Below are 13,545 nucleotides of genomic sequence, written 5' to 3' on the forward strand. Positions count from 1 at the left end.
GACCCGTCTTACTGAGTAGATCGCGATAATGCGATGCATTTGCATATTCTACTTGGGAGATGACTAAAATGGGTTTTGCGGGGGCCGGAGCGGTGCCATCTTTATTGGGGATAAAGGGCTGGCACTGGAAAACACAGTTTTCTTCAACCACGATTTTGGCAACGGCCTTATCGGGTTGTTTAATCGTCATGGCACCAGCGCCTGTTCTGGCCGGGCCGAGCGGCGACGGGGCGGGAACCGCACCGGTCGAACTGGTACAAAGTGGCGGTTTAGACCGGACTTACTATTTTGATATTCCGGCAGAAAATCTGACATCAGCGCTGGTGAAATATTCCCGGATTTCCGGGATCGATGTGGTGGTTGATGGTAATTTGCCCACCAGCTATGTCATCGGTGTTGTTCACGGTGAAATGACGGCAACCGGTGCGCTTGATCTGATACTTGCCGGAAGTGACCTGAGCTGGCAACCGCTTGACGGCAACACCGTTTCCATTGTTGTCGCAAAAAGTGATCCGTCTTCACGCAACGGTGTAACAACCGCTCCTATCACGATTACGTCGCAGACGAGCGACGATATTGGATATGCCGGTAATCCTGATTGGGTTTATGAAACGCCGGGTTCGGTATCCGTCATTACGCAGGAAAATATGCGTAAAACACCCGGGCGGGATGCTTCGGACATTTTCAACCCCATAACAGGTGTCGATGTTGCAGGTAATCGGCAGCAACCGGGATTGTCTGTAAACGTTCGAGGGCAGCAGGATCAGGGGCGGGTCAATATGAACATTGATGGTGCACGTCAAAACTTCAATCAGTCCGGTCATGGTGTTGCGAACAGAATGTATGTCGATACTGCATTGCTTGCGGATGTCACGGTTGAGAAAAGCGATATGTCTGGCATTGGCGGGGCTGGAACATCCGGGGGCATTGTGACCATGCGGACGCTTAACACCGATGATATTCTTGATGCAGATGAAAATGTAGGCGGCAAAGTCAATGTATCGCGCGGGACCAATGCTTATAGTTTTGCTGGTGATGCCTCCATTGCCGCCAGAGTATCACCGAAATTCGATGTCGCAGCGGCCTTTAGTCGAAAGCTGGTTGGTGAATACAAGGGCGGAAAGAATAATCCGGGATTGTATATTGATAATTCAGATGACCTTGTTGAAGCGAATGGCCAAAATCAGCAATATACCGGACAACGGCAATCTTCCGGCCTCTTAAAAGCAAATCTCGCCCTTTCAGAAGATCAGGAATTACATCTTGGTTATGTCGGCTTTACGACAAGGTTTGGCAAAGCGACTGGTGAAGATGCGCAGTACAACGACTTTGATGAGGCGACTTCTCATACGGTAACGGCAAAACATTCCTGGAACCCGGATACAGACCTGATTGATTTGAAAACCGGTCTTTGGTGGACGCAGACCGAGAACAAACAATTTCGGCCAGCACGTTACTCTTCCAGTGGCAGTGTTACGACTGATGCGTTCAACACTAAATACAAGATAGATACCTACGGTTTTGATGCGGCCAACAAAAGTTCATTTTATCTGGATGAACTGATGAAACAGAACAGTATCTTCAGCCTTGATTACGGGGTTGAAACTTTCCAGGACAAAACAAAAACTCGGTCGGAAACGCTGGGCCTTGGAGGTAATGGGGAAGGGTTTGAACTTGAAGGGTCGACGCCAAGTGGCCAACGCGATGTTCAAGGGGCATTTTTAGATGGAACGTTTGATTGGGGTGATTTGGTCCAGCTGAAAGGAGGGATCAGATATGACCGCTTCCAGCTTGATGGCGATTCCTATTGGTGCGAGCAATATAACGCGGCCAATAAGTGTGAAGATGGAGGGACGCCGCTCGATATTGATCTTTCCGGACATAAAATTTCCCCTTCTGTAAGTTTGGGGCTGTCACCTTTCAATGGGATTCAGTTTTTTGGTTCCTATCGTCAGGCTTATCGTCCTCCGACAATCATGGAGGGCATGGTCAAGGGGCGACATGTTGCTGGCGTACCCGTTCCATTTTATGCAAATCCTGATCTTGAACCTGAGGAATCTTTTACGACTGAGTTCGGTGTCAATTTGAAATTTGATAATGTGTTGACAAAGAACGATGGATTCCGGGCAAAGCTTTCTCATTATCGGACAAAAATTGACAATTATATTGTCTCGGCAGCTGTTGCGCAGCCGACACCCCAACCTTTTGGCCCACCGATTTTGGGTTGGACGCTTGCAGCACAGGCGGAGTCTTATGTGAATTTGGAGGACCCGGTTTACATTTCCGGCACTGAACTGGAATTTGGGTATGACGTCGAGAAATTCTACATTTCCGGGGCAATGTCATTCACCGATACTGACCTCGAAGGAAATTACGATCCTATTATTCATCCATTGGCAGCTTTGCCGTCCTCTCCGACCAATGGAACTGGATTACCTGCTAGCTGGGGTAAGGCAGGCGGGTTAATGACCGTTTATACATTGCCCAAACGAAAATATACGCTCGATAGCGGTGTACGTCTGTTTGATCAGGATCTGATCCTGGGCGTACGGGCGACATTTGTATATCCGGAAGACAATATTACAGGAACTTCGGGTGATGACGCACAAAGTATCCTCCGTTATCGCACATACGATCTGTACAGTTCGTACGAGCTTAATCGGAATCTTAAATTCAGATTTGCAGTTAATAACGTGACGGATGAAGCATATGTCGACGCGCTTGGGGGCCTGACTTTGGCGCCGGGGCGGACAGCGATAATGACTTTAAGCGGTAATTTCTAACCTAAAAGCGTCATTGCCAGATGTTGTGTCAGGCTGGGAGAAACCCCGGCCCGGCATGCTATTTTTCAGTTTAATTGTTTGATTTTAAACGAATTTTTCATTTGACTCTTAGTGATATTAATAGTCATTATCGAATTGTTGCCTCGCTGGTTGAGGCAAAAATGCAAATGGAGAATTGTAATATGACGATCACGATTGACTTAAGCGCAGACAGTTCCGGCAACGGCGTTGATCTTCATGGTTTTCTTGAAGATTTTGACAACAACTTCTCAAGTGGAACTGGTAATTACGGGGCGTTCCTGGGTGGCACGTCGCCAACAGAAATGGGAAATCAGTTCTGGCTTGAAGATCAGGATACCGGGAGTTCCTATGCCGGTGCATTTTTGGCAACAACCGGAACTGGTATGTTCGAATATGATATGTCCGACCATACCGTTGGCGGCAATCTTGATGATGTTTCCTTTGGTAGCACACTGGGTTTCGACTCTGGTTCAGGGCTTGCTGAATTCACCGATTCGTCGGTTGATATTTCCGGCCTGAATCTTGGCGATGCCGATACTAATTCTGTCCTTGCCGAATTGCGTACGGGCGATGTGTCAACTCTGGAAAGTACTTTCGCTGATCAGGGCGTCGCCATTAACGGCAGCGCTGGGGCGGACGTGATCGGTGGCTGGTCGGGTAACGACGTTTTGACCGGCAATGGCGGCGCAGACGTGTTTGAATTTGATGCCAGTGCCAGCTTTGGCAATGACACCATCACCGATTTTGCCGATGGCAGCGACCTGATCGCTCTTGATTATAACGATGTCACCATTGCCGATGACGGCGCTGGCAATGCCCTGATCACGCATGCCAATGGCACCGTGACCCTGACCGGCGTTGATTTTGCCGATATTGACCAGAACGATTTTGTCTAAGGCAAAAGACGGCCCGTTCCAAGAGGGCTAATCGCGGAACGGGCGCATGGTCTTATTCCGGGTGCCGCAGCATTTTTCACATAATGCGGCACCCACCCTATTCTAGCGACAAACCAGCGGATAACCAATAGTCATGCTTTGGCGTTCCAGTGCGGCTGCGTATTCCTCCCCCCCGTCATCGCCTGCCCCGGCTTCGCTCAGCGGGGTTATGGCATCGTTGCGCAAGGTGTTTGGTGTTGTTGCGGCCCTTAGCGGCGTGTCCAACATCTTGATGCTGACCGGGCCGCTTTTTATGCTTCAGGTCTATGATCGGGTTTTGGCCAGCGGCAGTGTGCCCACCTTGCTGGCGCTGACCGGGCTGGTATTGGGGCTTTATCTGTTTTTGGGCACGGTAGATGCGTTGCGCGCCCGGATGCTGGTGCGCATGGGCTGGCGGGTGGATGAACAAACCGGGCCGCTTGTGTTGCGCCGGGCCGTGTCCTTGCCCCTTGATCACCCCGGTTCTAACGCCCGGCCGATTAACGACCTGGACCAGATCCGGCAGTTTTTAGGCAGTGCCGGGCCGGTGGCGATTTGTGATTTGCCGTGGATGCCGCTGTTTTTGGGCATCGTGTTTTTGTTGCATCCCTGGCTGGGCGTGCTGGCGTTGACCGGTGGGCTGGTGCTGGTGATCCTGACCTTGATCAGCGAAATGCTGTCGCGCCGCCATGTGTCCCGCATGAACCAGCAAACCGCACGGCGCACCGCCTTGCTTGATGCCGGACGGCGTAATGCCGAGGTTTTGCGCGCCATGGGCATGGTGCCGGCCTTTGCCCGGCGCTGGGCCATAATCAATGACCGCTATTTGCAAACCAACACTGCCGCAGGTGACGTAACATCAACATTTTCGGCCTATATCAAGGTCATCCGCCTGGCGATGCAGTCAGGCGTTTTGGCCCTTGGTGCCTATCTGGCGATTTTGCAGGAAGTATCGCCCGGGGCGATGGTGGCGGCATCGATTTTAACCGCGCGCGCCCTGTCGCCGGTTGAACAGGCGATTGGCAACTGGCGCGGTTTTGTTGCCGCCCGCCAGGCTTATGCAAGGCTGGTGCAATTGCTGGCGGCAGACCCGGCTTCGTCGGCGCGCTCAACCCCCCGGCTGGCATTGCCTGCGCCGTATCAAAATCTGACGGTGCAGTCGCTGGTCATGCAAACCGCCCCCCATCGCCAGGCAGGAAATGGCAGCCGGGCCCCGATGAAAGCCGCAGCGGGCCGCACTTTGTTAAAAATTGCCCAGCTTGAATTGCGTGCGGGTGACGGGTTGGGGGTTATTGGCCCCAGCGGATCGGGAAAATCAACATTTGCCCGCGCTCTGGTTGGGATCGGCCATTGTGCCCAGGGCAGCATTCGCCTTGACGGGGCCGAGCTATGCCATTGGTCGCGCGATGATCTGGGGCAGTATATCGGCTATTTGCCGCAGGATGTGGAACTGTTTGACGATACCATTGCACGCAACATCGCCCGTCTTCAGGCCCGGCCCGATGCCCAAAAAGTAATTGCGGCGGCAAAACAGGCGGGCGTTCATGACTTGATCCAGTCCCTGCCCGGTGGTTATGACACCCAGATTGGCCCGGGCGGTGTTGTGCTTTCGGGCGGGCAGCGCCAGCGGATTGGTTTGGCCCGGGCTTTGTATGATGACCCGTTTCTGGTGGTTCTCGATGAACCCAATGCCAGTCTGGATAGTGATGGCGAGCAGGCCTTGTTAAAGGCGGTGGTCGGGTTGCGCGAACGCGGGGCCATTGTCGTCATGATTGCCCATCGCCCCAATATTCTTGCCTGCGTGAACCGGGCAATGGTTATTCAGGGCGGGCAGCAGGTTGCTTTGGGGTTGCGCGACGATATTTTGCGTAAAACCCTGCGTCAGGTGGGAGAAAGCGCATGATCAATCCCTTGCAGCGTCTTGTGGTGGCGGCGTCTTCATCTTCTGTGCCAGGATTCCAGGGGCCGAATGTGGCAGACAGGAACGAGGATGATGCTGGCAGTCTGGCCCTGCATTCCTTGCGGCGTCATATCGTGTTTGGCGCGGTCACGGTGTTGCTGTTGTTTGGCGGTTTCATGGGTTGGCTTTCCTTTGCCAGTTTGTCTGGCGCGGTGGTGGCCAACGGCAAAATGGTGGTCGAAAGCAATGCCAAGGTGGTTCAGCACCCCGATGGCGGCATTGTTGGTGAAATTTTCGTTCGCGATGGTGATCGTGTTCACGCGGGCGATATGCTGGTGCGCCTTGATGCAACACAGGCCCGCGCCAGCCTTGGCATTGTTGAAAGCCAGATTGATGCGTTAAGTGCCAGCGAAATGCGGTTGATTGCCGAGCGTGATGACGCCGTGGCACCCGTTATGCCGCCCCTATTGGCCGCACGTATTGCTCAGCCTGAAATTTCTGCCCTTGTGCGTGCCCAGACCCGCCTGTTTGCGGCCCGTCAAAGCAGCTTGTTGGGCGAAAAACAGCAATTGCAGCAAAAACGCCATCAGTTGCATGAACGCATAGGCGGGCTGGAAGCCCAAAAAACCGCCAATGTCGAGCAGCATCGCCATATCATGGATGAACTTGCCGGGCTGGAGATGTTGTTTGCCAAGCAATTGGTGCCGATTACCCGGGTGGCGGCCTTGCGCCGTGAAAAGGCCAATCTTGAAGGCCAGCGCGGTGAACTCAGTGCTGAAATTGCCTCGGCGCAAATGCAGATCGCCGAAACGGAAATGGCGATATTGCAGCTTGAACGCGACCGCCAGACCGAGGTTCTGACCGACCTTGCCGATATTGACCGCCAACTCGCCGAGTTGAAACAAAGGCAGATTGCACTGGTCGACCAGCTGCGCCGCACCGACATTCGCGCCCCCTATGATGGCACCATTTATCAGATGCAGGTGCATAGCGAAGGCGGTGTGATTGCGGCGGGGGAGAAAATTATGGGGATTGTGCCTGATCAGGATGCGCTGGTGATCGAGGCGCGCGCCCGCCCGGAGGATGTGGATCAGATCCATCCCGGCCAAAAGGCAACATTGCGTTTTACCGCCTTTAACCGGCGCACCACCCCGGAACTGGCCGGAACGGTTGATTTTGTGGCGGCCGATTTATCCCGCGACGAGGTGACGGGTGAAAGTTTTTATCCGGTGCGGATGCATATCACACCCGGCGAGCTGTCGCGGCTGGGCGACCATCCTTTAATCCCCGGGATGCCGGTCGAAACCTTTATCGCCACGGGCGAGCGCACAGCACTAAGCTATTTTGCCAAACCGTTGCGAGACCAGTTTGCGCGTGCCTTTCGGGAAGAATAGAGGCGAGATGTGGTGTCGTTTTCAGAATAATTCGCAGTCTCGATCAGATATTTTGATCGCTGGTTCGTAATGGATAACAAAGGGGCACGCCGATGTGCCCGGGCGCTGTTTTCGCGCCATTTTCAGGACCAGTTAAAAAAGGTGCCCCGCACATGACAACGGACATAAAAGCGCGCTTAACCGAGCAAACCCCGACCCGGCTGGAACGGATCAAAGCAAATACCCGCGAAGATCATCAGCAGATTGACGATCTGGTCATGGCGATGAAGCCCTTTGACAGTCGGGAAAATTATGGCCGGTTTCTGGCCCTGCAATACTGCTTTCATGCTGTGATGAAGCCGCTTTACCACGCCGACGATCTTAATGCCCTGATCCCCGGCCTGTCGGAACGCAGCCGTTTTGACAGTGTTTGTGCCGATCTTGGTGATTTGGGTTTGGCAACACCGCGTGATCATAGCGGCACATCTGCGCCGTTAACCGGCCCTGGTCGTTTAGGCTGGCTTTATGTGTGCGAGGGATCAAATCTTGGGGCGGCATTTTTGTTAAAAGCGGCAGCCCGTCTTGATCTGAATGACGGGTTCGGGGCACGGCATCTGGCGGGCCATGACGAAGGCCGGGGCAAGCATTGGCGGCAATTTGTCGAGCAACTTAATGGGCTTGTGCTAAATGCCGATGAAGAAATCGCGGTGCAGCAAGGGGCGCATGATGCGTTCGGTTTTTTCCACAATCTTGTGATCACGGATCGCAAGGTGGCCGCATAAAGGCTTAACATGGTCTATCCCTTGGTTGAATGCGGCTTAGAGACAGGATCGTGACTTGATTTCTGAGGAAACTGGCGTTATAAAGCGCGCAAGCTTTTTGTAAAACGTAACAAAGAGTGGGCCTCGGCCCGCTCTTTTGTGCATTCTGGGGTATGGCATCTTATATGGCTGAACTGATCGGACAGCAGTTGAAAGACCCGCTCTTGTCGCGGATCGCGGAAATTATCGCACCGTCGATAGAGGCACTAGGGTTTGAACTGGTACGTGTGTCCATGATGGGCAAAGACAGCCAGATCCTGCAGATTATGGCGGATCGCCCCGAGGGAAATGGCAGTATCACCGTTGAGAATTGTGTTGAAATCAGTCGTACTGTTTCAGCATTGCTTGATGTTGATGATCCTATTTCCGGAGCTTATCATCTTGAAGTCAGCTCGCCCGGCATTGACCGGCCGCTGACCCGGCGCAAGGATTTTGAGATTTGGCGCGGTTTTGACGCCAAGGTCGAACTGGTGGTGGCTGTTGCCGGTCGCCGCCGTTTCAGCGGAAAGCTGGATGGACTCGAAGACGATGCGGTCGCCCTGATAGTGGATGGCGAACGTGAAGTATTGCCGTTAGCCGATATCGCAAAGGCGAAACTCGTGCTGACGGATGAATTGATCGCGCATGTCACCGGCCAGCGCCGGTCTGACGACAACGCAGAATAGAGGTTGGATATGGAAGCAACTTCGGGAATGCCGCGGCCAGAGCTTTTGCAGGTCGCTGATGCTGTCGCCCGCGAAAAAGGCATTGATCGTGACGAGGTTCTTGGTGCAATGGAGCAGGCCATTCAAAAGGCTGGCCGCTCGCGTTATGGCCATGAACATGACATTCGTGCCCATATCGACCGTAAAACCGGCGAAATCCGGCTGGCGCGCTTTATTGAAGTTACCGATGACATCGAAAACGATTTTACCCAGATGTCACTGGAACAGGCCCGTATTCGTGACGAGAATGTCGAACTTGGCGAATTTCTGATTGATCCGCTGCCGCCGATTGATTTTGGCCGTATTGCGGCACAGACCGCAAAGCAGGTGATCGTCCAGAAGGTTCGTGATGCAGAGCGTGAACGTCAGTATAATGAATATCAGGACCGTATTGGCGAAGTGGTCAACGGGGCGGTTAAACGGGTTGAATTTGGCAATGTTCTGGTTGATTTGGGCCGGACCGAAGCCATTTTGCGCCGTGAAGAACTGATCCCGCGTGAAACCATGCGCCAGGGCGACCGTGTTCGTGCCCTGATCCTTGATGTGCGTCGTGAACAGCGTGGCCCACAGATTTTCCTGTCGCGTACCCATCCGACCTTCATGGCAAAACTTTTTGCCCAGGAAGTGCCGGAAATTTACGACAATATTATCGAGATCAAATCGGTTGCCCGGGATCCTGGATCGCGCGCAAAAATTTCGGTGCAGTCCTCGGACAGCTCGATTGACCCGGTTGGTGCGTGTGTCGGTATGCGCGGTTCGCGTGTGCAGGCTGTTGTCGCCGAATTGCAGGGCGAAAAAATCGATATCATTCAGTGGTCTGAAGACCCGGCAACCTTTGTGGTGAACGCTTTGGCCCCGGCCGAAGTCACCAAGGTTGTGATTGATGAAGAATCGAATCGTATTGAAGTGGTCGTCCCTGACGATCAGCTCAGCCTGGCAATTGGCCGTCGTGGTCAGAATGTACGTCTTGCATCGCAGCTCACCGGGTGGGATATTGATATACTGACCGAGGAAGATGAAAGCGAACGTCGTCAGGAAGAAGCGCGCAAGCGGGCAGAAATGTTCATCAAGGCCCTTGATGTCGACGAAGTTATTGCCCATCTCCTTGTCGCCGAAGGTTTCACCTCGATTGAGGAAGTCGGCTATGTGCCGCTCGCCGAACTGGCTGAAATCGAAGGCTTCGAAGAAGAACTTGCCGAAGAACTTCGGGGACGTGCGCGCACATATCTTGCCGAAGAAGCCGAACGTCTTCAGAGCCGCCGGGGTGAACTTGGCGTTGCCGATGATTTAATTGAATTCCCCGGAATTTCCTTGGCAGTCGCCGTACAGCTTGGTGAGAATGGCGTTAAAAATCTTGAAGATTTTGCTGATCTGGCCAGCGACGAACTGATCGAGTTTGCCGGTGCAACTGAAACCATTACCCTTGATCAGGCGAACGATATGATCATGGAAGCCCGCCGTCGTCTGGGTTGGTTTGATGACCTGGAAGAAGAAACCGGCGATGCCGGGGCGGAAGGCGAAGACGCCTGATCGCTGATCGGAGGGGACCATGTCGCATCGCAAAGGCGGCAAGGAACGAGAAGTTCCGGAGCGCCGGTGCATTGTCACCGGCGAGGTCCGGGAGAAGGAAGAACTTTTAAGATTTGTGATCGGCCCGGATAACAGTGTCGTTCCTGATCTTGATGAACGCTTGCCCGGACGGGGATTATGGTTGTGCCCGTCGCGGGATGTGGTAAATACCGCCTGTGCAAAAAATGCTTTTGCCCGGGCGGCGCGACAAAAAGTTGTGGTAGACCCGGCGCTGGCTGACAGGATCGAGGTTATGCTGTCACAAAAGTGCATCGATCTGTTGTCGCTGGCGCGTCGTGCCGGACAGGCTGTTGCCGGGTTTGAGAAAGTTCGCGCCCAAATTGATGACGGTGCGGAACTGATTTTGGCGGCACGTGACGGTGCCGCGGACGGAAAAGCACGGATCGCGGCAAAAGCCGCCGGTCTTCAGGTTTTTTCCGTTCTCAATGCTGCCGAGATTGCCGCGGCTTTTGGCCGCGATCACGCAGTACATGCGGCAGTTGCGCCAGGTGGTCTGGCGCAACGCCTAAGCCGGGCACTACAGCGGCTTGAAGGATTCCGCGCAGCCTGAAGGCAGGCCGCGCCGTACGGAAGAACAGGATTGGCCGCCAGGCGACCGATCCCGCAGGAAATGAGGAAGTTGGACGGATTATGAGTGATCGCGATCAGGAGAAGAAGCCGCTAAGCCTCAATCGATCGAAGCTTGAATTACGCAAGACGGTCGAGGCTGGGCAGGTGCGTCAAAGCTTCTCGCACGGACGGTCCAAATCTGTGGCCGTGGAGGTGCGCAAGAAGCGTACTTTTGAACAGAACGAATCCGGCCGCTTTCGCGAAGTGAACAAGGATAATGCTGTCGAGGGCGAAAACGCCGCGCCGGCAGCTCCTGCTGCACCCGCTACGTCGGCCCCTGCTCCGGCAGCGGCCCCGAAAAAACCGGCATCGGCACCTTCCAAGCCTGCCCCGGCCCAGCGGCACAAGCCCAAGCCGGCACAGCAGCGTCCGCGTGCTCATGAGGAACAGGGCAACCTGACCCAGGGCGAACGCGCTGTTCGTATGGCGGCCCTGAAAGCTGCTGAAGAACGCCGCAAGCAGGAAGAAGCCGCCGCCGCCGAGCAGGCCCGTAAGGATGCTGCACGCAAGGCCGAGGAAGAAGCTGCACGCAAGAAAGCTGAAGCCGAGGAAGCTGCGCGTATCGCCAGGGAAAAGGCCGAAGCGTCGGCCCCTGCTGCTCCTGCTGCCGCTGCCGCTGCTCCTGCTGCCAAAGCTAAAAACGCGGATGCGGAACCCGCCCGCGATGCCCAGGCACCGCGTGCGAAATCGCAGCCGCGTCCGAAACCTGAAGTCCGTAAAAAGGCAACCGAAGAAATTATGCCCGGTGCCCCGGCGGAACCGCTGGTCCCTGAAGAGCGCCGTCGTTCGGCCCCGTCAGCCTCCAAGCCGAAAAGCCGCAAGGAACTGGACGAGGAAGAAGTTCGTTCAGCAGCAGCCCGCAAGCGGGCTGAAGAAGCCGAAGCTGCGGGCCGTGGTGGCGCGCGTGCGAAAACCGATGACAACAGCCGCCGTCGTGGCAAGTTGTCGATCAACACCGCGATGACCGGTGATGAAGGTGGACGTCGCCGTTCGATGGCATCGATCAAGCGTCAGCAGGCTAAAACCAAGGCCCGTAACCAGGGCCAGCAGAAGCCGAAAGAAAAGATCATTCGTGAAGTTGTCGTTCCGGACGTTATTACCGTTCAGGATCTGGCAAACCGTATGGCCGAACGTGCTGCCGATGTGATCAAGTCATTGATGGCAATGGGCGTTATGGCCACCATCAACCAGAGCCTTGATCCCGATACCGCCCAGTTGGTGGTTGAGGAATTCGGTCACAAGATGAAGCGTGTTTCTGACGCTGACGTTGAAGAAGCGCTGGTTGTTGCCGATGATACCGATGAACAGCTGATTTCACGTCCGCCGGTTGTCACCGTGATGGGTCACGTTGACCATGGTAAAACCTCGTTGCTTGATGCGTTGCGTAAAACCGATGTGGTCAGCGGCGAAGCGGGTGGCATTACCCAGCATATCGGTGCCTATCAGGTGACGATGGCAAACGGCTCAAAGATCACCTTTATCGATACCCCGGGCCACGCTGCATTTACCGAAATGCGCTCACGCGGTGCCAAGGTAACCGATATCGTGGTTCTGGTGGTTGCTGCTGACGACTCGGTCATGCCGCAGACGATTGAAGCCATCAACCATGCCAAAGCGGCCAATGTCCCCATGATCGTTGCGATCAATAAAATGGACAAGCCGGGTGCGGATGCCAACAAGGTTAAAACGGCCCTTCTGCAATATGAAGTTGTTGTCGAAGAAATGGGCGGCGATGTTCAGACGATTGAAGTATCGGCCAAAGCCGGTACCGGTCTGACCGATCTTGAAGAAGCCATTCTGTTGCAGGCCGAAGTTCTGGATCTGAAAGCCAACCCCAACCGTGTTGCTGACGGCGTTGTCGTTGAAGCACGTATGGAAAAGGGCCGTGGTCCGGTGGCAACGGTTCTGGTACAGCGCGGTACGCTTAATACTGGCGACATCTTTGTCACCGGTCCGGAATGGGGGCGTGTTCGTGCCCTGATCGACGATCACGGTACCCGGATCGAAACCGCCCTTCCGGGGATGCCGGTTGAGGTTAACGGCCTTAACGGTGTTCCGTCGGCTGGTGATGATTTTGTTGTTGTCGAAACCGAAGCCAAGGCCCGTGAAGTTTCTGACTTCCGTCAGCGTCGCATCCGCGAAACGCAGGCGGCAGCGATGAAAAAATCGGCGCTTGAAAACATGTTCACCACCAATGGCGGCAGCAAGGAATTGCCGATCGTTATCAAGGGTGACGTGCAGGGTTCGGTCGAAGCCCTTATCGGTACCTTGCAGAAACTGGGCAATGACGAAGTCAGTGTTCGTGTTTTGCATAGTGGTGTTGGCGGGATTAACGAATCGGACGTGACGCTGGCCCGTGCCTCGAACGCGCTGATCATTGGCTTTAACGTCCGTGCCAACCAGCAGGCCCGTGACCAGGCCCGTCGTGATAATGTCGATATTCGTTATTATTCGATCATTTACGATGTTGCCGACGACACCAAGGCGATGCTCAGCGGTATGCTGTCACCCGAAGTTCGCGAGAAATTCCTGGGTTATGCTCAGATCCGCGAAGTGTTTACCATTTCGGGTAACAAGATTGCGGGCTGCATGATCACCGAAGGGACCGTCAAGCGCGGTGCCGGTGTTCGTTTGCTGCGCGACAACGTGGTTATTCATACCGGCGAACTTTCGACGCTCCGTCGCTTCAAGGACGAAGTCAAGGATGTGCGCGAGGGGTATGAATGCGGGATGTCATTTGCGAAATACAATGACATTGTTGCAGGCGACGTTATCGAGTGCTTCGAGCAGGAGGAAATCGCCGTCCAGCTTTAAGGAGGCGATGAAACGA

9 protein-coding genes are annotated in these 13,545 nt (G+C 54.5%); all 9 read left to right on the forward strand.

Annotated elements, in window-relative coordinates:
- Window positions 1-68 precede the first annotated feature (68 nt).
- A complete protein-coding gene (locus AAC086_RS17430; RefSeq protein WP_339780594.1) occupies window positions 69-2,783 on the forward strand; it encodes a TonB-dependent hemoglobin/transferrin/lactoferrin family receptor in 2,715 nt (904 codons plus the stop codon).
- Window positions 2,784-2,965: 182 nt separating this feature from the next.
- A complete protein-coding gene (locus AAC086_RS17435; RefSeq protein WP_339780595.1) occupies window positions 2,966-3,700 on the forward strand; it encodes a calcium-binding protein in 735 nt (244 codons plus the stop codon).
- Between the two features lie 133 nt (window positions 3,701-3,833).
- Entirely contained in the window at window positions 3,834-5,621 is a 1,788-nt protein-coding gene (locus tag AAC086_RS17440; RefSeq protein ID WP_339780596.1) for a type I secretion system permease/ATPase, read from the forward strand.
- On the forward strand, window positions 5,618-7,012 hold the full coding sequence (locus AAC086_RS17445; protein WP_339780597.1) for an HlyD family type I secretion periplasmic adaptor subunit: 1,395 nt from the start codon (window positions 5,618-5,620) through the stop codon (window positions 7,010-7,012). Before AAC086_RS17440 ends, AAC086_RS17445 begins: the two co-directional genes overlap by 4 nt.
- 152 nt (window positions 7,013-7,164) lie before the next feature.
- Window positions 7,165-7,773, forward strand: coding sequence for a biliverdin-producing heme oxygenase (locus AAC086_RS17450; RefSeq protein ID WP_339780598.1), 609 nt, complete (start codon window positions 7,165-7,167; stop codon window positions 7,771-7,773).
- A gap of 164 nt (window positions 7,774-7,937) precedes the next feature.
- Window positions 7,938-8,477, forward strand: a complete 540-nt coding sequence (gene rimP / locus AAC086_RS17455) for a ribosome maturation factor RimP (protein ID WP_339780600.1) — start codon at window positions 7,938-7,940, stop codon at window positions 8,475-8,477.
- Between the two features lie 9 nt (window positions 8,478-8,486).
- Complete coding sequence (nusA, locus tag AAC086_RS17460) at window positions 8,487-10,046, forward strand: transcription termination factor NusA (RefSeq protein ID WP_339780602.1); 1,560 nt, start codon at window positions 8,487-8,489, stop codon at window positions 10,044-10,046.
- A gap of 19 nt (window positions 10,047-10,065) precedes the next feature.
- Entirely contained in the window at window positions 10,066-10,656 is a 591-nt protein-coding gene (locus tag AAC086_RS17465) for an RNA-binding protein (RefSeq protein WP_339780604.1), read from the forward strand.
- An 80-nt stretch (window positions 10,657-10,736) separates the two neighbouring features.
- Window positions 10,737-13,529, forward strand: coding sequence for a translation initiation factor IF-2 (gene infB, locus AAC086_RS17470; protein WP_339780606.1), 2,793 nt, complete (start codon window positions 10,737-10,739; stop codon window positions 13,527-13,529).
- Window positions 13,530-13,545 lie beyond the last annotated feature (16 nt).

It is taken from the genome of uncultured Thalassospira sp., assembly GCF_963976115.1.
Lineage (GTDB): Bacteria > Pseudomonadota > Alphaproteobacteria > Rhodospirillales > Thalassospiraceae > Thalassospira.